Origin of the sequence: Stenotrophomonas sp. 57, from assembly GCF_030291075.1 — a bacterium.
GTDB lineage: Bacteria > Pseudomonadota > Gammaproteobacteria > Xanthomonadales > Xanthomonadaceae > Stenotrophomonas.
Window position 1 is genome coordinate 542,697 of record NZ_CP127407.1, and the last position, 25,630, is coordinate 568,326.

At 68.0% G+C, this 25,630-nt stretch carries 18 protein-coding genes; 7 read left to right on the plus strand and 11 right to left on the minus strand.

What is annotated here, in order from left to right; all coding sequences use genetic code 11:
- Nucleotides 1-60: 60 nt before the first annotated feature.
- From QP512_RS02450 to msrB, 4 genes are all read right to left on the minus strand, one after another.
- Nucleotides 61-1,512 (minus strand): PLP-dependent aminotransferase family protein, encoded by a 1,452-nt coding sequence (locus tag QP512_RS02450; protein WP_286070842.1) that lies wholly within the window; start codon nt 1,510-1,512, stop codon nt 61-63.
- 235 nt (nt 1,513-1,747) lie between these two features.
- On the minus strand, nt 1,748-2,485 hold the full coding sequence (gene msrA, locus QP512_RS02455; RefSeq protein ID WP_286070843.1) for a peptide-methionine (S)-S-oxide reductase MsrA: 738 nt from the start codon (nt 2,483-2,485) through the stop codon (nt 1,748-1,750).
- A 14-nt stretch (nt 2,486-2,499) separates the two neighbouring features.
- The gene (locus tag QP512_RS02460) at nt 2,500-4,269 is read right to left on the minus strand and encodes a cytochrome c biogenesis protein DipZ (RefSeq protein WP_286070844.1); all 1,770 of its coding nucleotides are present in this window, start codon (nt 4,267-4,269) and stop codon (nt 2,500-2,502) included.
- 2 nt (nt 4,270-4,271) lie between these two features.
- Nucleotides 4,272-4,844, minus strand: a complete 573-nt coding sequence (gene msrB / locus QP512_RS02465) for a peptide-methionine (R)-S-oxide reductase MsrB (RefSeq protein ID WP_286070845.1) — start codon at nt 4,842-4,844, stop codon at nt 4,272-4,274.
- A 144-nt stretch (nt 4,845-4,988) separates the two neighbouring features.
- Here msrB and QP512_RS02470 point away from each other — a divergent pair, with 144 nt between their 5' ends.
- The gene (locus QP512_RS02470) at nt 4,989-5,708 is read left to right on the plus strand and encodes a response regulator transcription factor (RefSeq protein ID WP_286070846.1); all 720 of its coding nucleotides are present in this window, start codon (nt 4,989-4,991) and stop codon (nt 5,706-5,708) included.
- Nucleotides 5,705-7,174 carry a HAMP domain-containing sensor histidine kinase gene (locus tag QP512_RS02475; protein ID WP_286070847.1) on the plus strand — a complete coding sequence of 490 codons (1,470 nt, stop codon included), beginning with the start codon at nt 5,705-5,707 and terminating at the stop codon, nt 7,172-7,174. Before QP512_RS02470 ends, QP512_RS02475 begins: the two co-directional genes overlap by 4 nt.
- On the opposite strand, the gene QP512_RS02480 is transcribed toward QP512_RS02475, so the two are convergent.
- Together QP512_RS02480 and QP512_RS02485 are read right to left on the minus strand one after the other, a co-directional pair.
- Nucleotides 7,171-8,517 carry an ATP-binding protein gene (locus QP512_RS02480; RefSeq protein WP_286070848.1) on the minus strand — a complete coding sequence of 449 codons (1,347 nt, stop codon included), beginning with the start codon at nt 8,515-8,517 and terminating at the stop codon, nt 7,171-7,173. The two genes, QP512_RS02475 and QP512_RS02480, sit on opposite strands and share 4 nt — an antisense overlap.
- Complete coding sequence (locus QP512_RS02485) at nt 8,514-9,203, minus strand: winged helix-turn-helix domain-containing protein (RefSeq protein ID WP_286070849.1); 690 nt, start codon at nt 9,201-9,203, stop codon at nt 8,514-8,516. Before QP512_RS02485 ends, QP512_RS02480 begins: the two co-directional genes overlap by 4 nt.
- 347 nt (nt 9,204-9,550) lie before the next feature.
- Between QP512_RS02485 and asnB the strand changes: the two genes are divergently transcribed.
- A complete protein-coding gene (gene asnB / locus QP512_RS02490; protein WP_286070850.1) occupies nt 9,551-11,452 on the plus strand; it encodes an asparagine synthase (glutamine-hydrolyzing) in 1,902 nt (633 codons plus the stop codon).
- Between the two features lie 344 nt (nt 11,453-11,796).
- Here asnB and QP512_RS02495 read toward each other — a convergent pair whose 3' ends face one another.
- Both QP512_RS02495 and queD read right to left on the minus strand, forming a co-directional pair.
- Nucleotides 11,797-12,144 (minus strand): phasin family protein, encoded by a 348-nt coding sequence (locus QP512_RS02495; protein ID WP_286070851.1) that lies wholly within the window; start codon nt 12,142-12,144, stop codon nt 11,797-11,799.
- A 117-nt stretch (nt 12,145-12,261) separates the two neighbouring features.
- Nucleotides 12,262-12,624, minus strand: a complete 363-nt coding sequence (gene queD, locus QP512_RS02500) for a 6-carboxytetrahydropterin synthase QueD (RefSeq protein ID WP_286070852.1) — start codon at nt 12,622-12,624, stop codon at nt 12,262-12,264.
- Between the two features lie 192 nt (nt 12,625-12,816).
- Here queD and QP512_RS02505 point away from each other — a divergent pair, with 192 nt between their 5' ends.
- The gene (locus tag QP512_RS02505) at nt 12,817-15,456 is read left to right on the plus strand and encodes a TonB-dependent receptor (protein WP_286070853.1); all 2,640 of its coding nucleotides are present in this window, start codon (nt 12,817-12,819) and stop codon (nt 15,454-15,456) included.
- Nucleotides 15,457-15,529: 73 nt separating this feature from the next.
- Nucleotides 15,530-18,124: a M14 family zinc carboxypeptidase gene (locus tag QP512_RS02510; protein ID WP_286070854.1), complete on the plus strand. Its 2,595-nt coding sequence runs from the start codon at nt 15,530-15,532 to the stop codon at nt 18,122-18,124.
- A gap of 535 nt (nt 18,125-18,659) precedes the next feature.
- Here the strand turns inward: QP512_RS02510 and QP512_RS02515 are convergent.
- Nucleotides 18,660-20,072 carry a DEAD/DEAH box helicase gene (locus QP512_RS02515; protein ID WP_286070855.1) on the minus strand — a complete coding sequence of 471 codons (1,413 nt, stop codon included), beginning with the start codon at nt 20,070-20,072 and terminating at the stop codon, nt 18,660-18,662.
- A 993-nt stretch (nt 20,073-21,065) separates the two neighbouring features.
- Here QP512_RS02515 and QP512_RS02520 point away from each other — a divergent pair.
- Nucleotides 21,066-22,055 (plus strand): fumarylacetoacetate hydrolase family protein, encoded by a 990-nt coding sequence (locus QP512_RS02520; protein WP_286070856.1) that lies wholly within the window; start codon nt 21,066-21,068, stop codon nt 22,053-22,055.
- A gap of 14 nt (nt 22,056-22,069) precedes the next feature.
- The gene (gene maiA, locus QP512_RS02525; protein WP_286070857.1) at nt 22,070-22,753 is read left to right on the plus strand and encodes a maleylacetoacetate isomerase; all 684 of its coding nucleotides are present in this window, start codon (nt 22,070-22,072) and stop codon (nt 22,751-22,753) included.
- A gap of 33 nt (nt 22,754-22,786) precedes the next feature.
- Here maiA and QP512_RS02530 read toward each other — a convergent pair whose 3' ends face one another.
- Entirely contained in the window at nt 22,787-24,283 is a 1,497-nt protein-coding gene (locus QP512_RS02530; protein ID WP_286070858.1) for a UdgX family uracil-DNA binding protein, read from the minus strand.
- Complete coding sequence (locus QP512_RS02535; RefSeq protein WP_286070859.1) at nt 24,264-25,547, minus strand: putative DNA modification/repair radical SAM protein; 1,284 nt, start codon at nt 25,545-25,547, stop codon at nt 24,264-24,266. The genes QP512_RS02530 and QP512_RS02535 overlap by 20 nt, the downstream gene beginning before the upstream one ends.
- Between the last annotated feature and the right edge of the window lie 83 nt (nt 25,548-25,630).

The window sequence follows — 25,630 nt, forward strand, 5'->3', positions numbered from 1 at the left end:
AGCCCATGCTCGGCTCAGTGGGGGACCATTGGCGAAGGGCAGCCGAGCGTAGGCTCGGCTCTACAGGAGCTGGCGCGCCGCCAGCTCCCGCGCAATCGCGCCCAGTCGCTCCACCGCGCCGATGACGTGCGCGTCCAGCGTCTGGCAGCACGACAGCCGCAGGCAATGGCGGTAACGCGCGCCACGCGAATACATTTGGCCGGGCATGAACACGATGTCCTCGTTCAATGCACGCTCGAACAGCTCGCGCGTATCCACGCCCGGCAGTTCCAGCCACAGCAGGAATCCACCCTGCGGTTCAGTGGCGCGGGTGCCGGCCGGGAAGTGCTCGGCCACCAGCTGCCGCAGCCGTCCGACCTGTTCGCGATACAGGCGACGCATGCGATGCAGATGGTGCTCGTAGCTGCCGGCTTCCAGATAGGCCGCCACCGCATCACCCAGCAGCTGCGGCTCGCCACCGGTGGACTGGAACTTCAGCAGCGCGATGCGCTCGGCGAAGCGGCCACCATCGAGCCAGCCGACGCGGTAATCCGGTGCCAGCGTCTTGGAGAAGCCGCCGACGACCATCACCCAGCCGTCGCGATCAAACGCCTTCAGCAAGGGCGCCGGCGGCTCGCAGAACTGCAGTTCTGCGTACACCGCATCCTCGATCAACGGCAGCTGGCGCGCGTTGACCAGCTCGGCCAGACGTTGCTTGTCGGCGGTCCGCATGGTGCAGCCCAGCGGGTTGTGCACGGTCGGCATCACCACCAGCGCGGCCAGTGGCGTGTGCTCCAGCATCGCATCCAGCGCGTCGACGTCCAGGCCGTGCTGCGGGTGGGTGGGCAGTTCGATGGCCTGCAGGCCGAGGTTGGCCAGCAACGGGTACAGATTGAAGTAGGACGGCGCTTCGATGCCGACCGCGTCGCCCGGTTGGGTCACTGCACGCAACGCCAGCTGCAGCGCTTCCATCGCACCGTGGGTCAGCAGCAGGCGCTCGGCGTGGGTGTGCAGGCCCATGCGCGGACCACGGCGCACGATCTGCGCCAGCAGCCGTGGTGAACCATTCGGGCGCGCGTAGGTCTCCACCGTCTGCTGGCCGTGGCGCAGCACCTGGGCAGTGTGCCTGGCGAGCTGCGCGCCGGGGTAGAACTGGCGACCGCGCGGGCCGGCGAAGGCCAGGTCGATCACGCCCGGGCGGCGCTGTGCTTCCAGCACGCGCGCCATCAGTACCTGCTGCAGTGGTGCGGTGGGCGCGGAGGGCACATCGCGCAACGACCGTTCCGGCACCGACAGCCGCGGCGCGACCTCGAAGCCGGCCTTGGGCCGGGGAATCACCAGCCCGGCATCCTCCAGCTGGCGATAGGCGGCGATCACCGTGTTCAGGCTGAGCCGGCGCTGCGATGCCATCTGCCGCAGCGACGGCAGGCGGCTGCCTACTGGAAGCCGGCCGCCGTGGATGGCCTCGGCCAGTTCATCGGACAGCCGCTGGTAGCGGGGAGGGATCATCGCGCTGTGGTCATCTGTATCCATCGAACATCCCGCCATCTGGTGCTGTACCCATGATGATGGCGAGCCTAGCATGGCGGTGTCGGCTGGGCCTGATCGGGGCACGGCCGGTACTTTCCAAGCGCACGGCTGGATGGCCGTGCGTCTTTTTTTTGTGTAGAGCCGAGCCCATGCTGCTTTTCCGCCAACAGCAGCCGAGCGTGGGCTCAGCGCTACAGAAGAGCAGCCCAAGCACCGATCAGCCTCGGGGGAAAAGCCGTCAGCGCATCGGCACCAGCACCGCATCGCGCCGGTACAGCGCCGGGAACTGCCTGGCCAGGGCGGCCAGCTTCGGCGCGTCGTAGTAGCGGATGTAGGCCGCCTGCGGGTAGTTGGTCATGTAGTTCTGGTGGTAGCTCTCGGCCGGGTAGAAGCGCTGGCCGCTGACCAGCTGGGTGACGATCGGCGCGCGGTAGCTGCCGGCCTGGCCGAGCTGGGCGATGTAGGCGCGGCTGGCAGCCTGCTGGCGGGCGTCGTCAGTGAAGATCGCCGATCGGTACTGGCTGCCGTGGTCGGGCCCCTGGCGGTTGAGCTGGGTCGGGTCGTGCGCCACCGAGAAGAACACCTGCATCAGTTGCCCGTAGCTGACCTGGCGCGGGTCGTAGTCGATCTTCACCGCCTCGGCATGGCCGGTCTGGCCGCTGCTGACCCGTTCGTAACGCGCATTTGCAGCGCTGCCGCCGATGTAGCCGGAGACCGCATTGCTCACGCCCTTGACGTGCTGGAAAACGCCCTGCACGCCCCAGAAGCAGCCACCGGCAAACACCACGCTGGCGTGGGTGGCGTCATCGCGGAACGCGGCATCGCCGCTGGGTACTGGCAGCGCCTTGGCCTGCGCGCTGGCGTCGACCGGTGCCGCGATGGCGCCGTGGTCAACCAACAGCACACCGGCGATGAGTGCCGCGGCCACCAATCCGGCAACGCCAGCGGCAATGCCCTGTTCGAAGGAGAGTTTCATCGTGTCCTCCCGGTTCAACCGAAGGTGAAGGCATAGGCCTGTACGCCCGCGTCGAGGAACTCGATCTCGAAGCGGTGCGGGCCGACCGTGCCGCGTTGGCGCACCAGCTGGTACAGGCGGTGCTCGTTGACCACGCCGCTGCCATCGGCGCCGACATCACTGCCGGCATCGGCAGCCGGCAGCGGCTTGCCATCCAACAGCACGCGGAAGCGCACCGGTTTTCCTTCCTGGCCCGGCGCCAGCACCAGGTGAAGGTCGCGCGCATGGAACTGGAAGGCGATGCGGCCACCGGCCTGCTGCAGCTGCGCAGCCTCGTCGGTGACGGTCCAGCGCCCGGACAGGCCCCACTGGTTCAACGCGAGCGTGGTGGGCAGCGCGTAGTCGAAGGCGGTATCCGCATGTTGTCCACCGGGTGAAGCGAACTGCTCGGCACGGGCGTGGCCCAGGTAGGTTTCCGGCGAACGCAGGTTGCCCATGTCGGCCTGCGCGGCGACGCCCTGCAGGTCCGCTGCGGCGGGGTCGGCCGGGGGCGGCAGATGGGTCTGGCCCGCTTCGGTCAGCAGGCGGCGGATCACCTGTTCCGAACGCGCGTAGTTGCCTTCGCCGAACTGGTGGCCGCGGATGTTGCCCTGTGCATCGACGAAGTACTGCGCTGGCCAGTAGCGATTGTTGAACGCGCGCCAGATCGTGTACTGGTTGTCCAGCGCCACCGGGTACTCGACCTTCAGCTGCTGCACCGCCTTCATGACATTGCGCGGGTCACGCTCGAAGGCGAACTCCGGGGTGTGCACGCCGATCACTACCAGGCCGTGGTCGCGGTAGCGACGTTCCCATTCGTGCACGAAGGGCATCGCGCGCAGGCAGTTGATGCAGGAATACGTCCAGAAATCGACCAGCACCACCTTGCCGCGCAGCTGCTGTGCACTCAGCGGCGGGCTGTTGAGCCAGCCGGTGGCGCCATCAAGTGCTGGCAGGGTGCCTTCCACTGGCAGCGGTGCATCGGCCCCGACATTGGCGCCGGCCATCATCATCAACGGCGGTGCCGCCGGTTGCGCACCGGGTACCGCATCCAGCAGGCCCTGCTCGATGCGCGCGGTGCTGAGCGTGGACAGGCGGGTCAGCAGGCCGGTATCCCAGCCCAGGCCGATCGCCACCACCGCCAGCAGCGCCGCCACGCCCAGCACCTTGCGCAGCACATCGCCGAGGCCCAGCCGCGCCTGCAGCGCGCGGAACACGCGGCCACCCACCCATACCGCCAGCGCCAGCGCGGTGATGGCGCCCAACGCATACGCCAGCAGCAGGGTGCTGGTGCCGACGCTGGCGCCGTGCAGCGCAGCACCGGTCAGCACCAGGCCAAGGATCGGCCCGGCACACGGCGCCCACAGCAGGCCGGTGGCGATGCCGATCAGCAGCGAGGTCCAGGCACCGCCACGCCCGGCAGCGTCGGCCGCATCAGCGCGGGCGCTCAGCCGCGCACCCACGCGCTGGAACGGCGCCAGCAGATGGTCGGCCAACCGCGGCCACAGCAAGGCCAGCGCGAACAGCGCCATCAGCAGCAGGGCGATCCAGCGTCCGATCTGGTTGGCCTGTGCCACCCATTGGCTGCCCACTGCCGCCAGGCTGGCGACCACGGTGAAGGTGAGTGCCATGCCCAGCAGCAGCGGCAGCGTGCTGCGCAGGAAGGGGCGGTCGGCACGTGCGAACACGAACGGCAGTACCGGCAGGATGCACGGGCTGAGCAGGGTCAGCGCGCCCCCCAGGTAGGCAAGCAGCAACAGCAGCATGGTCAGGCTCCGGAAGTCGGGGACGAACCGACCGGCACGCGCCAGCCGTCGGCGGTGCCATCACTGGCACCGGGGACGAACACCAGTGCCGCGCCGTTCATGCAGTAGCGCAGTCCGGTCGGGCGCGGTCCGTCGTTGAACACGTGGCCGAGATGGCCGCCGCAGCGCCGGCAATGCACCTCCACCCGCAGCATGCCGAAGGTGAAGTCGCGGTCCTCGCCGATGGCGTTGTGCAACGGCGCCCAGAAGCTGGGCCAGCCGGTGCCGCTCTCGAACTTGGTGGACGAAGAGAACAGCGGCAGTGCACAGCCGGCGCAGGCGAAGGTGCCCTGCCGGTGTTCCTTGTTGAGCGGGCTGCTGTACGGGCGCTCGGTGGCCTGTTGGCGCAGCACTGCGTACTGCGCCGGGGTGAGGCGCTGGCGCCAGTCGGCGTCGCTGTGCATGACCTCGAACTGCCGTGCCGGCCGTGCCTCGGCGGCGGCCGGGGCGGCACGGCTGCAGGCGCCCAGGCCGAGCAGGCCGGCCGCGGTGGCAACACCGCCCAGGCCCAGCAGATGGCGTCGGGTGAGGGACATGGCGGACTCCGGGAAGGGGCGACGGGGCCATGCTGCGCCCGCCCAGGTCAACGAATCCTCACGCAGGATTCAATTTTTCGTGAGGTATCGGCGGCCGTCCCGCGCCACAATGCGGGCAGCCTCCCCGCTGGCCCCGAGCTGCCGATGTCCACCAAACGCGTGCTGATCGTTGAAGACGATGCCCACATCGCCGACCTGCTGCGCATGCACCTGGGCGATGAGGGCTACGACGTCGCCCACGCCGCCACCGGTGACGCCGGCCTGCGCCTGCTGGAGCAGGAAGGGCCGTGGGACGCGCTGGTGCTGGACGTGATGCTGCCCGGCGTGGATGGACTGCAGGTCTGCCAGCGCGCACGCGCGATGGCGCGTTACGTGCCGATCATCATCATCAGTGCGCGTGGCAGCGAAACCCAGCGCATCGTCGGCCTGGAACTGGGCGCGGATGACTACCTGGCAAAGCCCTTCTCGATGCCGGAACTGGTGGCCCGCGTGCGTGCACTGCTGCGCCGGGCCGAGGCAATGGCGCAGAGCGCGCGCATCGATGCCGGTGCGATCGAGCTGGGCGGCCTGCAGCTGGACCCGGTCGCGCGCACCGCGTCGGTGGATGGCAACGTGCTGGAGCTGACCCCGCGCGAGTTCGACCTGCTGCTGTTCTTTGCCCGTCATCCGGACCAGGTGTTCGCGCGCATGGAACTGCTCAACCAGGTCTGGGGCTACCAGCACGACGGTTACGAACACACGGTCAACACCCACATCAATCGCCTGCGCAGCAAGATCGAGCCGGACCCGGCCAACCCGCGGCGGCTGCTGACGGTGTGGGGACGCGGCTACAAGCTGGTCGATCCGGCCGGGGCGGCGGCATGATCAAACCGAACCTGTGGCAGAAGCTGGCGGCGGTGATCGCCGCGCTGATGCTGATGTGCTGCATGGCGTTGCTGGCGCTGCAGATGCGCGCCAATACCCGCCACGAACAGGAAGTGGTGCAGCGGTTGTCGCTGGGCCTGGCCGAGCACATCGCCCAGCGCAGCGAACTGATGGACACCAGCGGCATGCGCGATGCCGCGGTGCGCGCGTTGTTCGGCCAGCTGATGGCGGTCAATCCCAGCGTCGAGGTCTACCTGCTGGACGACCAGGGCCGCATCCTCGGCCATGATGCGCCCACAGGCCATCTGGTGCGCAACCGGGTGGACGTGGCACCGCTGCGCCGGCTGCTGGCCGGTGCACCGCTGCCGATCCTCGGCGATGACCCGCGCAGCCAGGACGGCCGCAAGGTATTCAGTGCCGCGCCGTTGATCGTGCAGGGCCGCCAGGCCGGCTATGTGTATGTGGTTCTGGTCGGTGAACACCGGCAGATGCTGTCCGACGATCTCGCTGCCGGCAGCCAATGGAACACCACGTTGTGGTCGGTGGTGCTGGTCGGTGGCCTGGGCCTGCTGGCCGGGCTGGTGGCGTTCTACTGGGTGACCCGCCCGCTGCGACGGCTGACCCGCCGCATCCAGGCCTTCGACATCGATGCACCGACGCCGCTGCCGCCGCCCGAGCCGCTGCGTCCCGGCGAGCGCGACGAACTTGTGATCCTGGAACACGCGCACGCGCAGATGGCGCAGCGGCTGGGCGAGCAATGGCAGCAGCTGCGCCAGCAGGACCTGCAGCGGCGCGAGCTGGTCGCCAATATTTCGCACGACCTGCGCACGCCGCTGTCGTCGTTGCACGGCTACCTGGAAACGCTGGCGTTGAAGGACGCCACGCTGTCGCCGGACGAGCGCCGCCGCTATCTCGGCATCGCCCTGGCGCAGAGTGCCAAGGTCGGTCGGCTGGCACGCGCGCTGTTCGAGCTGGCGCGGCTGGAGCACGGCGAAGTGCGGCTGGAGTGGGAGGTGTTCGCGCTGCCCGAACTGCTGCAGGACGTGCTGCAGAAATTCGAGTTGGCGGCGCAGGCGCGCAACCAGCGCCTGCACGCGGACTTCCCGCCGGGCCTGCCGCTGGTGCGTGCCGATCTGGGCCTGGTCGAGCGGGTGCTGACCAACCTGCTCGACAACGCGCTGCGGCATGCGCCCGACGGCGGCCGGATCGTGGTATGTCTGCGCGCGACGCCGGACAGCGTCGAGGTGAGCGTGGCCGATGATGGCCCTGGCGTTGCCCCCGCACTGCGCAGCCAGCTGTTCCAGGCGCCGGCCGCGCTGGGTGCACGGCGTGGCGAGAATGGTGGGCTGGGCCTGCTGATCGTGCAGCGCATCGTGCAGCTGCATGGCCGCCGCATCGAACTGCGTGACAGTGAGCGCGGCGCGCTGTTCGTGTTTGCGTTGCCGCGTGCGGAACCGGCGGCCTAGCAGGCCGCCTCGCACTCCACCGCGCCGCCGCTGTCCAGCGGCAGGTGCAGGCGGATGCAGGCACCGCCCAGCGCCGAATCGGTCACCTCGACGTGGCCGCCATGCTTGTCGGCCACCACCTGCACCAATGCCAGGCCGAGGCCGAAACCGGGGCTGCCCGGGTCCAGCCGCACGTAGGGCTGCAGTACTTGGCCGCGCAGTTCGGGCGCGATGCCGGGGCCGTCGTCCTCCACCTGCAGGCACAGCCACCCGTCGTTGACCGTGCTGGCGATGCGGATCTGCCGTCGCGCGTAGCGCAGGGCATTGCCGAGCAGGTTGCGCAATGCCAGTTCCAGCATGTGTCGGTTGACGTTGACCAGGTCCACCGGCGACAGCGCCTGCTGCACGGGCATCGGCAACGGCGCGAACTGCGCGACCACGCCACGCACCAGTGCCGCCAGCTGCAGGCGCTGCCGGGTCAGCTGATGGCAGCGACCGAGTGCGGCGTACTCGACGCCGGCATCGGTCAGGTGCTGCAGCCGATCGACATCGGTGCGCAGGCCACCCAGCGCATCGCGCTGCACTTCGTCCAGCGCGGTGTCTTCCAGGTCGGCCAGGCCGAAGCGCATCCGTGCCAATGGCGTGCGCACTTCATGTGCAACCGCCTGCGCCAGCACGCGCTGGCTCTCCAGCAGCTGCTGCAGCTGCTCGGCCATATGGTTGAAGGCATTGGCCAGCGGCCGCACCAGCGCGGTGCCGGCGCGTGGGGCCCGCGTTTCCAGCTGGCCGTCGCGCATCTGCCGTGCCGCCTGCGCAAGCTGCGAGACATCACGCCACAGGCGATAGACCATCACGTACATCGGCAGCGCCACCGCCACCATCAGGATCAGCAGCAGGATCGCCACGCCGGAGACATCGCTGTCCTGCCAGCCCTCATCCGGCAGCGCCTCGTCCAGCGGCCCCAGCATCACTGCATAGTCGCTGTCGCCGATCCGCTGCAGGCTGCGCATATGCTCCAGGTCGATCTGCACGCGGCCATTGTTGAACGAGGGGCGCTGGCTGGCCGGCAGCTCCTTCACCGCCTCGGCCAGCGGCACCATGCGCAGGGCATAGGCGAAGTCGGCGTCCAGTTCGCGCGCGAGCGTCGGCCACTGCTCACGCGGGGTTTCGGCGAATCGATGCTGCAGCAGGGAATGGGTGCCGCGCATTTCGGCCTGCAGGCCGGCCTCGGTGCGGTCTTCCAGCAGCGCGTCCCAGGCCCACAGGCCGAGCACGATCAGCAGCAGGTGGGCAACCAGGAAGCCGATGCCGTAGCGCAGGAAATGGAAGGCGTGGCCGCGCATCGCCGAGGGCGTGCGCTTCATCCCCATGCCGAGCGGCTGAACAGGTAGCCGCGACCGCGCACGGTCTTGATCCGTTCCGGCTGTTCCGGGTTGTCGCCCAGCTTGCGGCGCAGGCGTGAGATGCGGGCGTCGACCGAACGGTCCAGGCCGTCGAAGGCGATGCCGCGCAGGCCGCGCAGCAGCGCGTCGCGGTCGAGGATCTGGCCGGCGTTGCTGGCCAGCAGGAACAGCAGGTCGAACTCGGCGGTGGTCAGCTCCAGCAGCGCGCCCTGCAGGTGCACGTTGCGGGTGGACGGGTCGATGTTCAGCTCGCCGAAGCGCAGGCTGCCATCGCGCGGCTCGACCCGGCGGTGGCGTCGCAGATGGGCGCGCAGGCGGGCCAGCAGCACCCGTGGTTCGATCGGCTTGCCGATGTAATCGTCGGCCCCCAGTTCCAGTCCCAGCACCTGGTCGATGTTGTCGGTGCGTGCGGTCAGCACGCAGATGATGCCGTCATAGTGGGGCCGGATCTGCCGACACACTTCGAAACCATCCTGGTCGGGCAGGCCGACATCGAGCAGGACCAGGGCCGGCTTCTCGGCCAGGATCCGGGTCACGGCACGCTCACCGCTGCGCTCGTGGGCTACCTGGTAGCCATGCCGCTGCAGATAGTCGCTGACCATCGTACCCAGGCGGGCATCGTCTTCGACCAGTACGATATCCAGCATTTTCAAGGCCTCCGTGGACGCAAACGTACCGCCACGGCACGAGCGCGGCGATGCTATCCCAGCCTGTGGGCCGCCCGGGTCCCGGGGGCGGGCGCCATTCAGCCGGGGTTGCTGGCGCACGGGCCGGACCTCAGGCCCGGCAACAACTTGTCGCCCAGCATAACGCGGTGCTGTTACAAAGCGTTACCTTCGTGATACGTCTGGTGACCATCGCTGACAGCAAAGCGACTGACGCGGGACAAGGGGCGCGCCGAGCATGGAGTCTCCTCCGCTCCGCGTGCCGTGCCCATGTCGCTCGCCCATCGCCGCCTGCCGAACCCGTCCCGCTGCTGCTGCCGAGGTGCCCGATGAGCGGCGTCGTCGGAGCCTGGCTGCCGCCCGCCGAGGATGAACACCTGCTGCAGCAGCTGGCGCCGATGCTGCGCGCCCTGCAGCAGCGTGGGCGTGGCCGCATCGGCTACTGGACCGACGCCGAGGCCGGCCTCGCGCTGGGGCACTGCCGGGCACCCACCGATACGCCGTTGCAGCCGCTGAGCTCGGACTGCGGCCGCTACGTGCTGTGCCTGGACGGCCGGCTGTACAACCGTGGCGACCTGCAGGCGCAGCTGCGCGATCTGCCGCGCAGCTGCAGCGATGCCAGGCTGCTGCTGCAGGCGATCGTTGAATGGGGCGTGGAGCGCGCGCTGTCCCGCATCGAGGGCGCGTTCGGTTTCAGCGTGTGGGACCGCGAGTCGCGCGAGCTGTGGCTGGCCCGCGACCCGGTCGGCGAGCGGCCGCTGTATTACGGCTGGTACCAGGGCCAGTTCCTGTTCGCCTCGGAAATGAAGGCCCTGCAGGCCTTCGCCGGTTTCGCACCAAGCATCGACCAGGATGCGCTGAGCCTGCTGCTGCGCCATGACTACGTGCCGGCACCACACACCATCTACCGCGGCATCCACAAGCTGGTGGCAGGCGCGATGCTGCGCATCGATCTGAATGACCATGCGGCTGGCGGTTCCAGCCAGGCCGCACAGGGTGGCTCACGCTACTGGTGCGCACGCGACGCGATGCAGCGCGCACTGCAGGAACCCCTGCAGCCGGCACCCAGCCTGGAGCAGGCCACCGACCAGCTGGAAGCGGCACTGCAGAAGGCCATTGCCGCCCGCATGCACTCGCCGCTGGCCTGCGGCGCGTTCCTGTCCGGTGGTACCGATTCTTCATTGGTAACCGCAATGATGCAGGCGCAGTCGACCCTGCCGATCGAAGCCTGGACGGTCGGGTTCGACGATCCCGGCCATGACGAGAGCGACTGGGCCTCGCAGGTCGCGCGGCATCTGGGCGTGAAGCACCACCTGCACCGCATGGACGCGCGCCAGGGCCTGGACCTGCTGCAGCGCCTGCCGCAGGTCTGGTGCGAGCCGTTCGCCGATGCCTCGCAGCTGCCGACCCTGCTGGCCAGCGAGCTGTTGGGTGCACGCAAGCCGGTGGCGTTGACCGGTGACGGCGGCGACGAACTGTTCTTCGGCCACCCCAGCTATGGCCGCGCGCTGCGCAATGCGCGGTTGTGTGGCGGTCTGCCGGACTGGGTGCGCGATCTGGCGCGGCGCAGCGGCAACCGCATGAACGTCGAGCGCGGACGTCTCGGCGGCTGGCGCGCACTGGTGGCCGAGGTCGCGGCCAACGATGTGGAAGGGCATTACCTGCAGCGCGTGACGCGCTGGCGGCAGCCTGCGCAGGTGGTGCTGGGCGCGCGCGAACCGATCACGATCTTCCAGCAGCAGGACACGGCGCTGCCGGCCGAGGCGCGTATCCAGCTGCTGGATTTCCGCATGGACCTGGCCGAGGGCATCCTCGCCAAGGTCGATCGCGCGGGCATGGCGGCGGGCGTGGAGACGCGTGCGCCGCTGCTGGACATGGAGGTGGTGCGGTTGGCCTGGCGCCTGCCGCAGCACCTGAAGTACCACGATGGCGAGCACAAGCGGATTCTGAAACACCTGCTGGCCCGCTACCTGCCCGAGCCGCTGGTGTACCGCCCCAAGCGCGGCTTTGGCCCGCCGATGGCGCGATGGCTGGCGGGCCCGCTGCGCGATTGGGCGGAGGCGCTGCTGGATCCGCAGCTGCTGCGCAACCAAGGGTGTTTCGATGCGGTACGCGTGCGCGGTATCTGGGAGGCGTTCCTGCGCGGTGAGCGCAAGTGGCACACGCACCTGTGGAACGTGCTGATGTTCCAGGCGTGGCACCAGCATTGGCATGGTGGTCGCGGGCGTTGAGGTTCCTTCGCGGTGGGTTCTGCGTGGCGCAGGGCGGAGTTCGTCGGCGCCTCGTTGAAAGGCGGCCACGAGCGCTGCGCTTCACCTGCCGCACGCCGAACCTCGTCGGGGCGGGCGGGGGGCCGGGCAAAGTAAAGGAGGAGGTGACGGCCAACGGCCGGCGCCGGGGGACATTTGCCCAGGCCCCTGCCCGCCCCGGCAGGGCCCTTCAGCCGGCAGAGACGACGGACGAAGACGCACTTCGGTATCCGGACGCAAGGCAAAAAAAGACCCGGCAGAGGGAGGGATCTGCCGGGTCCGGATTGCATGGGGGGAGGGACCCATGCAATGAGCGTTGCGTCGCGTCAGTGACTGTTCGCGTCCGCCGTTGATGAGTTGTAGCCCTGCACCAGTTCGGACCAGGCCTTGCCGGCCTGCAGCCCGAGGCCGACCACGTCCTGCTGGGCCTGGCCCAGCCGCTGCAGGTTGTCCTGCCACAGCTGCGCGCCACTGGAGAGCATGCCCGCCGCATCGTCGCTGCGGGCCAGTTCGCCCAGCCAGCCGCCGGTCGCGGTCAGGTTGCGCTCCATCGCCTTCAGCTGCACGCCGAACATGCTTTCCGCGTTCTCCAGCGCCAACCGGTTCGCGCGCGTTGCCGCGGCGGCGAGCTGGCGGGTGGCATCACTGAAGCGATCGCTGAAGGCGGCGGCCATGGGGGCATCAGGGAGTGACTTGATGCAATGCAGCATACGCCGTTGATGCGGCAATGCAACAAAAATAACAAAGGCGCCCGAGGCGCCTTTGAAAAGCCTTTCAGATCAATGCTTTGATCAGATCGCCGGGCCGCGGTAACGGCAGCCGGAGGTGCAGGTTTCGTGCACGGTGATCTCGCTCAGCGCGGGCAGGCTGGGCTTGAGCTCGTTCCAGATCCATACCGCCAGGTTCTCGCTGGTCGGGTTCTCCAGGCCGCGGATGTCGTTGAGGTAGTGGTGGTCCAGGCGGTCGTAGATCGGCTGGAAGGCTGCCTTCACGTCGCCGAAGTCCATGATCCAGCCGGTCTGCGCGCCGGGCTCCCCCTCGACCTTCAGTTCCACCCGGAACGAGTGGCCGTGCAGGCGCGCGCACTTGTGCCCCGGCGGCACATTGGGGAGGCGATGCGCCGCCTCGAGCATGAAGACTTTGAAGATTTCCATGGCGCGATTGTACGCCGTGGGCGGGCCGGCAGCCTGAGCGGATGTTGGGCTTCCGCGAAGTAATTCTTTCCATCCGGATGAAGAGATGATAGTTTCTCTTATATCCGTATGAAGAGATGTTATTGGCCGGCCCCCGGCCTGGCATGGACTACTGCGGAACTTCGTCGTCCTTACCACCTCCCCCACATCGTCATGCCCAAGCACACCCTGCTCGTGGCGGCCCTGGCCGTCGCTCTGGCCGCGCCTTTGTCCGCCGCCGCCGAAACCTCCGCCGACGCCAGTGGCGAAGCCAGCACGCTGGCCGCCGTGCGCGTCACCGGTTCCAATATCAAGCGCACCGATACCGAGGCCTCCAATCCGGTGCAGGTGATCGGTCGCCAGCAGTTGGAACAGACCGGCAAGGCCACCGTGGCCGACGTGCTGCGCTCGATCTCGGCCAACACCGGCAACGCCAGCAACGAAACCACCAACAACGGCTGGGCCTCCGGCTCGGCGGGCATCGGCCTGCGCGGCCTCTCGCAGAAGAACACGCTGGTGCTGCTCAACGGTCGCCGCCTGGCCAACTATGGTTTTCCGGCCGGTGGCCTGTCCGACACCTTCGTCGATCTCAACGCGCTGCCGCTGGTTGCGGTCGAGCGCATCGAAGTGCTCAAGGATGGTGCCTCGGCGGTGTACGGTTCCGATGCCGTGGCCGGCGTGGTCAACATCATCACCCGGCAGAACTTCGAAGGCGCCGAAGTCGGCGGCAGCTTCGGCGGTGCCGACCAGGGCGGCCTGCACGAGCAGAACCTGAAGTTCGTCGGCGGCCTGGGTGATCTCGACACCGACGGCTACAACATCCTCTTCAGCCTGCAGGGCTACAACCGCGAGCGCCTGGACCAGGACGAACGCAACCTGACCAGGAGCGGCATTTACACCGACCAGCCGGGCGGCCGCTGGAACGGCTGGTCGGCCAAGGGCGCGCGCTATCTGGTCAACGGCGTGTCGGTGCCGATGCTCGATGCCAACGGCAACTGCCCGGCCGGAACCACCCGGGTTGCCAGCGCGCCGATCGACGGCCTGAGCGGTGACACCTGCGGCTTCAACCAGGCGCCGTTCACCACGCTGATCCCGTCGACCAGACGCTACCAGGCCTACGCCAACGGTACGTTCCGGCTGAATGACAGCGTTGAGGCCTTCGGCGAAGTGCTGTACAGCCAGATCAAGAGCGCCGCGTGGTTCGGCAGCAGCCCGTTCTTCACCCTGGAGAGCGGCCGCTTCGCACTGAACGCGAACAGCGGCCTGGCCGAGCCGGTGTCGTCGCTGCTGCCGGCCAGCAATCCGTACAACCCGTACGGCCGTGCGATCCCGATCGAGTACACGTTCTTCGACCTCGGCGGCACGATCAAGACCAACCGCTCCACCGCCTATCGCGGTGTGTTCGGCCTGCGTGGCACCACCGCGTCGTGGGACTGGGAAGTGGCCGCGTTCGGTGCACGCAGCAGCGAGCGTGAGAACGTCTCCGGTGGTTTCGCCAATCGCTGGGCACTGGCCGATGCGCTGGCATCGGGCAGCTACAACCTGCTGGATCCGGCGGCGACGCCGCAGTCGGTGCGCGACGCAATCAACATCGCCACCCTGCGTCCGGCCGAATCCAAGCTGCAGGGCATCGACGCCAAGGTCTCCGGCAGCCTGGGCCACACCTGGGCGGGCGAGATCGGCTTCGCTGCGGGTGCCGAGTGGCGCCGGGAGAAGCTCGATTCCAACAACCCGTGGCAGATCGATGCCGGCCTGCAGGTGCGCCCGGCGATCGCCGAAGTGCACGGCAAGCGCCAGGTCAGTGCGGCCTACGCCGAAGTGAACGTGCCGCTGGCCTCGACGCTGGAGCTGTCCGCCGCCGCGCGTGCCGACCACTACGACGATTTCGGCGATGCCTTCTCGCCGAAGATCGGCCTGCGCTGGCAGCCGCTGGACTTCCTGCTGGTGCGTGCGTCGGCCTCGAAGGGCTTCCGTGCACCGTCGCTGTCGGAGAACTCCAACAGCACCAGCATCGCCTACGGCAGCGTGGTCGACCCGCGTGATCCGGACGTGCCGGGCTCGCGCCAGAACCCGACCTTCTTCACCGTCGGCAACAACGAACTGAAGCCCGAGCGCACCAGGAGCGTGAACTTCGGCGTGGTGCTGTCGCCGTGGGCCAACACCAACCTGAGCGTGGACTACTACCGCATCCAGCTGGACAACCTGGTGGGCACCAACAACACCCAGACCCTGGTCAACGACAACGTGGCCGGCGCGGTGCAGCGCGATGAGCGCGGCAAGCTGCAGGCGGTCTACAACCGCTACCAGAACCTGAGTGAACTGAAGACCTCGGGCATCGATGTCGAACTGCGCCAGCGCATCCCGACCACTGCGCTCGGTGACTTCACCCTGTCTTCGGCCTACACCCACGTGCGCGATTACCGTCGCCCGACCGTGGTCGGCGGCCCGCTGGTGGACTACGCCGGCAGCAACCTCGGCCCGACCCTGCCCAAGGACAAGGCCACCACCACGCTGGACTGGAAGCATGGCGACTTCAACGCGGCGGTGACCTGGTACTACACCAGCGGCTACCGCCAGGAAGCGAGCACCGCGGCCAAGGCCGTGCAGACGCGCGTCGGCAGCTACAGCCAGTACGACCTGTACCTGGCCTACACCGGCATCGACAAGCTGACCGTCTACGCCAAGGTGCAGAACCTGGCCGACAAGACGCCGCCGTACGACGCCTCGTTCCCGGGCATCCGCGCGCCGTACGACTTCAGCCAGTACGACCTGCGCGGCCGCTACTTCACGCTCGGCTTCGATTACCGCTTCTGATCCATCCGCCGCGGCCGGTCTCTTCAGGGAGCCGGCCGCGCGACCGTCTGCCGTTGTTTCCTGGGGAGTCACCGTGTCCTTGCATCGTCGTGCCGTTCTACCGTTGCTGATCGCCGCCGCCACCGCACTGTCCTTGCCATTGCCGGCGCAGGCACAGAGCGCCTACTTCTTCCCGCAGGTCACCGAGGCAGCGGCATTTGATGCGGCCATTCCCACGCCGGAGCAGTTCCTCGGCTATCCGATCGGCAGCCGCTACACCCGGCACGACCAGCTGGTGGCGTACTTCCAGGAACTGGCCCGCCGCTCGGACAAGATCAGCGTGCGCCAGATCGGCCGCAGCTATGAAGGCCGCCCGCTGCTGATCGCCACGGTCACCGCAGCAGGTAACCACGCACGACTGGAACAGATCCGCCAGCAGCACGCGACCCTGGTCGATCCGGCGCAGCCACGCATCGCCGCCGGCGACAGCCCGGTGGTGGTGTGGCTGGGCTACAGCGTACATGGCAATGAAACCTCCAGTGCCGAAGCCGCGATGCTGACCGCTTACTACCTGGTGGCCAACCGCAGCGCTGAAACCCAGCGATGGCTGCAGCAGGCGGTGGTGCTGTTCGACCCCGCGCAGAACCCGGATGGCCGCGATCGCGCTGCCAACTGGCACAACGCCTGGGCCTCCGATCCGGCCTCGGCCGACCCGGCCGACAAGGAACACGTCGAGCCGTTCCCGCAGGGCCGCACCAACCACTACTTCACCGACCTCAACCGCGACTGGCTGGCCCTGACCCAGCAGGACTCCCGGCCGAAGGTGGAGGTGTTCCACCAGTGGTACCCGAACGTGCAGATCGACTTCCACGAAATGGGCAAGGACAGCACCTATTACTTCGAGCCCTCGCCGAAGAGCATGCACAGCCCGCTGATCCCGGCGGCGTCGTACGAATTCAACAAGACGCTGGCCAAGTATCACGCGCAGGCGCTGGATGCGCTGGGGTCGCTGTACTACACCGGCGAGAACTTCGACAACTTCTCGCCGGTGTACGGCTCGACCTATCCTGATTTCCACGGCGCAGTCGGCGTGACCGTCGAGCAGGCCAGTTCGCGCGGCCGTGTGCAGGAGTCGGTGAATGGCCTGCTGACGTTCCCGTTCACCATCCGCAACCAGGTCGCGACCGGCCTGGGCACGGTGCGAGGCGCGGTGGCCGAGCGCAACGGCCTGTTCGACCTGCAGAAGCAGTTCTTCCAGAGCGCACTGAAGCAGGCCGCGCAGCAGCCGGTGAAGAGCTTCGTGTTTGGTGATGCGCATGACCCGGCGTTGACCCGCCGCCTGCTTGAGTTGTTGCTGTTGCATCGCATCGAGGTGCGCGCGCTGGATCGCGCGGTGACCGTGGATGGCCAGCACTTCGCACCGGGCAGTGCCTACGTGGTACCGGTGCAGCAGGCGCAGTTCCGCCTGGTGCATTCGATCTTCGCAGAGACGCCGCCGGTCAAGGGTGATGTGTTCTACGGCAGTACCAGCTACGCGATTGCACCGGCGTATGGCGTGGCGTTCGCGGGCAGCCGCAGCCGCGTTGATGGCGGTGCGCGCGTGACCACGCTGCCTGCGGAACAGGGGGCGGTCGTTGGCGGGCAGGCCGGATTCGCCTATGCCATCGACTGGCGCGACTACAACGCCGGGCGCGCGTTGGCCGCGCTGCAGGGCAAGGGCGTGAATGCGCGCGTGGCATTCCAGCCGTTCACCACCGCGACCGCGCAGGGCGACATCAGCTTCGCCGCCGGCAGCCTGGTCATTCCGGTCGCCGGTCAGTCGCTGCAGGATGCGACGCTGCTTGAGGCAGTGACGTCCGCCGCGCGCGAGGCGGGCGTACAGGTACATGCGCTGTCCAGCGGCCGCAGCCGCGAAGGCATCGACCTCGGCAGTGACGGCGTCAAGGCGCTGCGCAAGCCTGCGGTGGCACTGGTGATGGGCGAGGGCGTGGCGGCCACCGAGATCGGCTCGGCCTGGTTCCTGCTCGACCAGCAGTTGCGGCTGCCGGCCAGCAAGCTGGATCCCCAGCAGTTGGGAAAAGTGTCGCTGGACCGGTACACCACGATTGTGTTGTCCGGCGGTACCTATACCGGCGTCGATGCCACGGCAGTGGCTGCGCTGAAGCGCTGGGTGCAGGCCGGTGGCTCGCTGGTGACCTACGGCAGCGCATCGAAGTGGGCGATCGAACAGAAGCTGGCCGACGGCGAGAAGCTCGGCAAGGAAGAGGATGCCGCTGACGAAAGCCGCCGCGCGTTCGGTGACCAGCGTGACATCGCCGCGATCGAGCGGGTCAGCGGCAACATCCTCAGTGCCGACGTGGACACCAGCCATCCGTTGGCGTTCGGCGTGCCGCGCCGGCAGCTGGCGATCAACAAGGAGAACACGGTGACGCTGCGGCCGAGCGCGAATCCCTTCTCGACGGTGGTACGCATCGACACGCCGCCGCGGGTGAACGGTTACCTGTCCGAGCGCAACCGCGCGCGGGTGGGGGGCAGCGCGTGGCTGCTGGTGTCGGCGCAGGGGCAGGGCAACGTAGTGCTGTTCGCCGATGACCCGGCGCACCGCAAGTACTGGCACGGAACGGATCGACTGCTGATCAATGCGGTCTTCTTCGGGAATCTGGTGAATCCGGCGAAAGCGCGGGGTTGAGGCTTTACGCGCCTTGATTGATGCGTGTGGGGGAGGCCGGGCGGGCTGCGCAGGACACGCTGTAAATACGTCCATGTAAGCTCGATCGGCGCATCCATGCGCCTCACGGTCCTGCGCAGCCCGCCCGGCCTCCCCTCGACAGTTTCCTGCGGGCGCGGACGCATCGAACCCCAAGGCGGGAGCAAAAGCAAAAGCGGGCACTGCGGCTTCGGCTTCTGACTTTGAATTTGAATTTGAATTTGAATTGGAATTTGATCTTTCTTCTCCCGGCTACCCGGCGGGAGAAGAAGGCGCAGGCAATGCTTGACGTGGATGGGCATGGGGGCAGCGCAGAACCGTTGGCGCCATGGATGGCGCCATCGAGCTACATGGACGTATTTACAGCGTGTTCTGCGCTGCCCCCATGCCCATCCGCCCTCGATACTGCCACCGCGTGCTTTATCACCCGGTAGCCAGCAACAAAAAAGGACGGCGCGTCAGCGCCGTCCCTCGATAGCCCCCGCGCAGCGGGAGGCACCCTCGATGTCAGCTGGGATCAGCCAGCGCGACCACCGCCGCCACCCTGGCCACGACCACGGCCGCCACCATTGCCACCACCGCCACGGCGCTGGCCCTGGCCGGCACCTGCACGCTGCTGGCCATTGCCACCGCCCTCGCGACGGCCACCACCGGCCTTCTTCGGGCCCGCGTGCGCATGGCGCGGCGCATCACCGTGCGGACGGCGTGCATGGCTCTTGCGCGGTGCGCGCTCGCCGGTATCGTGCTCGGCCTTGCCCGGCGCACTGTTGCCCCAGCGGATCGGCACCTGCAGCTCGAAGCCCGGCACATCGCGGATGTCCATGTCACGGCCCAGCAGGCGCACGATCGCGCGCAGCAGCTTCACTTCGTCCTGCGCGACCAGCGAGATCGCCTGGCCGGTGGCACCGTTGCGGCCGGTACGGCCGATGCGGTGCACGTAGTCCTCGGCCACCATCGGCAGATCGAAGTTGATCACCTTCGGCAGCTCGTTGATGTCGATACCACGCGCGGCGATATCGGTGGCCACCAGCACGGTCACGCGGCCGGCCTTGAAGTCGCCCAGCGCACGCAGACGCTGGCCCTGGCTTTTGTTGCCATGGATCGCCGCGGTCTTGATGCCCGACTTTTCCAGGAACGCGGCCAGCTTGTCGCTGCCGTGCTTGGTGCGCGCGAACACCAGCGTCTGCTCGCGGCTGTCCTGCGCCAGCAGGTGCAGCAGCAGGTCACGCTTGCGGCCGGCATCGACCGGGTGCACGCGGTGGGTGATGGTTTCGGCCACGGTGTTCTTCGGCGTCACCTGGATCTGTTCCGGGTTGCGCATGAACTCCAGCGCCAGCTGGCGGATGTTGTCCTCGAAGGTGGCCGAGAACAGCAGGGTCTGGCGGTTCTGCTTCGGCAGCTTGGCCAGGATGCGCTTGATCGACGGCAGGAAGCCCATGTCGAGCATGCGGTCGGCTTCGTCCAGCACCAGCAGTTCAATGCCGGACAGGTCGATGCTGCGACGCTCCAGGTGGTCGATCAGGCGGCCCGGGCAGGCCACCAGCAGGTCCACGCCACGGCGCAGGATGTCCAGCTGGTTGCCCATGCCGACGCCGCCGTAGATGCAGGCGCTGGGGATGCGCAGGTACTTGCTGTAGCCACGCAGGCTGTCATGCACCTGGGTGGCCAGTTCGCGGGTCGGGGCCAGGATCAGTGCGCGCGGCTTGCGGGGGCCGCTGCGCACTTCCTGCGAGGCGGTGCCCAGGTGCTGCAGCAGCGGCAGGCCGAAGGCAGCGGTCTTGCCGGTACCGGTCTGTGCACCGGCCAGCAGGTCGCGACCGGCCAGCGCCAGCGGGATCGCCTGCTGCTGGATCGGGGTCGGGTTTTCGTAGCCCTGCTCGGCAAGCGCACGCAGCAGGAAGGGCGCCAGGCCCAGCGATTCAAAAGACATTGAGTTTGCTCCAAGTACAAGAAACGCCTGTCCGATCGGACAGACGGGGGCAGATCAAACTGATCGGCTGACTCGGAGCGTTCCCGTGAACCGCGCTGCGAGAAGTTGGGTGCAGCCGGCACGGAGCGCAGGCTGGAATGCGTGACGAACGGCGTCGGAGTGGGGGCGGGCGAAGTGGGCGGACCCAGGTCGCCGGCGATCCCGGAGGGAAACGGACGGCCGCTGCAGACCCGCCTAGTCTAACCGATGGCTGAGACCTCGCGCAAAAAGCCCCGTTCAGGTAGGGGGGCTCTCCGCAGGGCTGCGCCCTGCACCCGCAGAGGCCAAAGCGACGTCAACGTCAACGTCAAAAGCGGGCTTCCTGAGGGAGGGCGGGGTGGGTCCGGTGGCGGGAGACGCCGTAAACCCCGCTCCGCGGTCCGGCCCAGCCGCTGGCGGCTGTGCGTTCGGGCGCTTGCGAAGCAGTGCTTCGCAAGCAAAGCGCCCTCACCCCTGGGGGCTTGGCCGCGGCATCCATGCCGCGGACACTCCCGCCACCGGACCCACCCCGCCTTCGACTGTTTCCTGCGAGCCGTTGGGAATGCTGATGGGGTCAGATCCGTTTTCCATTGGAAAACGGATCTGACCCCGGAACTTCACTCGATATCTGACAGATTTCATCCACGCGTGGCGTGGATCTACCGACCGTCACCGGGAAACTGTCAAGGGTGGGGCGGTGTGGGCGGGCAGGACCGTTGGCGCCATGGATGGCGCCATCGAGCCCCCAGGGATGGGTTTACGGCGTGTCCTGCCCGCCCACACCGCCCCACCCAACTCACGGAAAACCAGAGCCGCTTTGGCATTTGACGTTGCCTTGGCTTGAAGCAGGTGCAGGGCGCAGCCCTGCCGAACCCCCACTACGGTAGGGTGGGCCGATGCCGCGCTGCAGCTTGGCGTCGCCGCATATTTGATTACACTTGAAACTTGTTTGCCCACGACTCCGGACACCCACCCATGAAGCTTGGTTCTTTGAAGGAAGGCGGCCGCGACGGCACCCTGATCGTCGTCTCGCGTGACCTGCGCCACGGCGTGCGCGCCACCGGCATTGCCGCCACCCTGCAGCAGGCCCTGGAGGACTGGAGCCGCATCGCGCCGCGCCTGAACGCCCTGTACGAATCGCTCAACGCCGGCGACGCCGATGGCGTGTTCGACCTGGATATGCAGGCACTGGCCGCGCCGATGCCGCGCGCCTATGAATTCGTCGACGGCAGCGCCTACCTGCCGCACGTCGAGCGCGTGCGCCGCGCCCGTGGCGCCGAAGTGCCGGAGAGCTTCTACACCGACCCGCTGATGTACCAGGCCACCAGCGCCGGCTTCTACGGCCCGCGCGACGCGGTCAAGGTGGTCAGCGAGGACTACGGCATCGACCTGGAAGCGGAGATCGTGGTGATCACCGACGACGTGCCGATGGCCGCCACCCCGGAGCAGGCCGCTGGCCACATCCAGCTGGTCGGCCTGGTCAATGATGTTTCGCTGCGCAACCTGATTCCGGGCGAGCTGGCCAAGGGCTTCGGTTTCCTCCAGTCCAAGCCGCGTTCGGCGCTGTCGCCGGTGTTCGTTACTCCCGATGAGCTGGGTGCCGCCTGGCAGGACAGCAAGGTGCACCTGCCGCTGCTGACCCACATCAATGGCCAGTGGTTCGGTGCGCCGGAAGCGGGCGTGGACATGCAGTTCAATTTCGCCCAGCTGGTCGCGCATGCGGCCAAGACCCGCCCGCTCAGCGCCGGCACCATCGTCGGCTCGGGCACCATCGCCAACGAAGACACCAGCAAGGGTGCATCGTGCTTCGCCGAGCAGCGCGTGGTGGAAACGCTGCGCGACGGCAAGCCGAGCACGCCGTTCATGTCCTTCGGCGACGTGGTCCGCATCGAGATGCTCGACGCCGCCGGCAACAGCATTTTCGGTGCGATCGAGCAGCGCATCGAACAGGCGGCCAAGCCCTGAGCATGGAGGCGGCGATGGACATCCTGGGTGACGACGGCCCGGTCGACGACGGCATCGTGCTGTACACCTACTGGCGATCCAGTGCTGCCTACCGCGTGCGCATCGGCCTTGAGCTGAAGGGCCTGGCCTGGGAGGCGCGGCCGGTGCACCTGGTGCGCGAGGGTGGCGAGCAGCACCTGGACGCCTATCGCGCGCTCAATCCGCAGCAGCTGGTGCCGACGCTGCTGCACGCTGGGCAGACGCTGACCCAGTCGCTGGCGATCGTCGAGTATCTTGATGAGCGCTTCCCGCAGGTGCCGCTGCTGCCGGCCGACGCCGCCGGCCGCTCGCGGGTGCGGGCGCTGGCCCAGCTGGTGGCCTGCGATATCCATCCGATCAACAACCTGCGGGTGATGCAGTACCTGGAGCGCGACCTGCAGCTGCCGGCCGACGCCCGCGCGCAGTGGACCCTGCACTGGATCGTCGAAGGCTTTGCGGCGATGGAAGCGATGCTGGCCAACAGCCGCGACACCGGCATCTTCTGCCACGGCGATCGCCCGGGGTTGGCCGACCTCTGCCTGATGCCGCAGCTCTACAACGCGCACCGCTTCGGCCTGGACCTGACGCCATATCCAACGTTGCGCCGGATTGAAGCGGCCTGCCAGGCGCTGGATGCCTTCGAGCGCGCGCGACCGGAAAACCAGCTCGACGCCGCCTGACAGGCCGCTTCGCTCGCCCTGCGTGGCCCGGCGCTACTGGTCCCCGGCCCGTGATAGCGCCGGGCCATGCCCGGCGGATGCCCCATCCCCTCGCAGCATCTGCCGAAGGTCGTCCCGGAACAGCTGATAGCCGGCCTCGCGGCGTGCATCATCGCCCTGCCGCAGCACCCACGCCGGATGCACGGTGGCGTAGCCGCGGGTGCCGTCCTCCAGCGTGTGCCAGCGTCCACGGTCGCGCGACAGATTGAAATCACGGCCAAATACCGAGACTGCAGCGGTTGCGCCCAGGCAGACGATGACCTGCGGGCGCACCCGCGCGATCTCGCCCATCAGCCACGGCCGGCAGGCCTGGATGTGGCGGCTTTCCGGACGCTTGTGCAGCCGGATCTTGCCGCGGCGCTCATGGTGGAAGTGCTTCACCGCATTGGTCAGGTACAGCGTGGCGCGATCGATTCCCAGCTCGGCCAGGGCACGGTCCAGCAGCTGGCCGGCCGGGCCGGCGAATGGCTGGCCGCGCAGATCCTCCACGTCGCCCGGCTGCTCGCCGACCACCATGATCCGGGCATCGGCCGGGCCTTCACCGAACACCCCCTGCGTGGCCGCTTCCCACAGCGGGCACTGGCGGCAGGCCAGCGCCTGCTGGCGCAGTGTCTGCAATCCCTTGGCGTCGGCGGCGGGCATTGGCGCCAGCGCCCGCGCAGGTATCTTCCGTTGCGGTGCCTGCGCGGGCCGGTCATGCATTTCCTGCACGCGATCACCCGCATCGCGCACCAGGCGCGGCAGCAGCTGCGCCTCGGGCAGGTGGCGCCAGTACTTGGCAGGCATCTCCTGCATCATCATCCGCGTGTTGAGCCGGGCCGGATTGAAGATGCTGGCGTAATAGGTCTGCCACAGCGCCTCGCGCGCATCTTCTGCCGGGGCGTCCTCACGCCGTGCGCCCGGCCCGAACGCCAGTGCCTGCCCATCCCATGCCACGCTGCGTGACGGTGTCAGGATGGCCCAGCGCATGCCGGTGAAGCGGCGCGCGAAAAACGGCGCCACCCGATCGACGATGTGGTGCTGTGGCTCGAACCACGCGATGAACGCCTCGGGCTGGCCGGGCACCTCGCGGAAGCGCACGAACGCCTTCATCTTGTGGGTATCGCGGCGAACGGCCTGGGCGAGCGCGGTTGCGCGCAGCACGTCGGCATCGGCGGGATTCGACAGCACCGAGCGCTCGCCATGGGTGATGCGCCACAGCAGCCGGTACAGCAGGGCCATGCGTTGCACATCGCGATGACAGAGGCAGGTGGCCGCCAGTTCAAGGAAGTCGCGCGGTACGTTCGGCACGCCGGCATCGGCCAGCACGGGCGCGGAGCTGACCGCGGGCGCATCCAGCAGTGATGCCTCGCTGCCCTCCAGCCAGTCCAGCTGTTCCGGTGCGATGCCACGCAAGAGGGCATCGCGCGCACCGTTGCGCCAGGCCTCCAGCGACCACGGCGGGTCCACCCGTAGCGACCAGCGCTGTGCGTCAGGCTGACGGTGGGGCATCGAACAGTGATCCCTGACGAGGCGGTGGGGCCAACTGGGCGCGCAGCGCCGCCGGATCGTCCAGCGCCCTGCGTGGGTGGTGGTCGGCCAGCAGCACGAATGGCAGCAGTTTGCTCATCGGCGCCTTCAGGCGTGCCACATCGGCAACCCGCAGGCGACCGTGGCGGCGCGCCATCAGCACCCGCTTCACATTGCGCACGCCCAGCCCGGGTACGCGCAGCAGCATTTCCTTCGGCGCGCGGTTGAGATCCACGGGGAAGCGTTCGGGGTGGCGGATCGCCCAGGCCATCTTCGGGTCGATGTCCAGATCGAGCATGCCGGCCTGGGTGGTATCGGTGATTTCATCCACGCCATAGCCGTAGAAGCGCAGCAGCCAGTCGGCTTGGTAGAGGCGGTGCTCGCGCTGCAGGGGCGGCGGCTGCAGCGGCAGCTGGCGGCTGGCATCCGGAATCGGGCTGAAGGCGGAGTAGTACACCCGGCGCATCCGGTAGTTGCCGTAGAGCGCATCGGCGCTGGCGAGGATCTGCCGGTCGTTGGCGCCGTCGGCGCCGACGATCATCTGCGTGCTCTGCCCGGCCGGTGCGAAGCGGGGAGGGCGCGGACGCGCGCTGCGGGTGGACACTGGCGCGACCACCGCTGGCGCCTTGCGCGCTTCCTTGGCTTCCTCGATGCGCCAGCGCAGCTCGCCCATCGCACCGCGGATGGACTGTACGGTCTTCTCCGGTGCCAGCGCGCTCAGCCCGGCTTCGGTGGGCAGCTCCACGTTGATCGACAGCCGGTCGGCGTAGCGCCCGGCGCTGGCCAGCAGTTCCGGCGAGGCCTCGGGAATGGTCTTGAGGTGGATGTAGCCGGCGTAGCGGTGTTCCTCGCGGAGTTGCCGCGCTACTTCCACCATCTGCTCCATGGTGTAGTCCGCATTGCGGATGATGCCGCTGGAAAGGAACAGGCCCTCGATGTAGTTGCGCTTGTAGAAGTCCAGGGTGAGCGCGACCACCTCGTCCACGCTGAAGCGCGCGCGGGGCACGTTGCTGGACACGCGGTTCACGCAGTACGCGCAGTCGTAGACGCAGAAGTTGGTCAGCAGGATCTTCAACAACGAAACGCAACGGCCATCCGGCGTATAGCTGTGGCAGATGCCCATGCCTTCGGTGCTGCCGATGCCGCCGCTGGCGCGTGAGTCGCGCTTGCCCGAGCCGCTGGAGGCGCAGGAGGCATCGTACTTGGCGGCGTCAGCCAGGATGGCGAGCTTGCGGATGGTTTCCATTGCGGAAACCTACGGATCAGCGGTCTCATTGGATGAGACCGCCCCTGAACCCTTCAGGAAAAAAGGGAACGGAAAGGACGAAG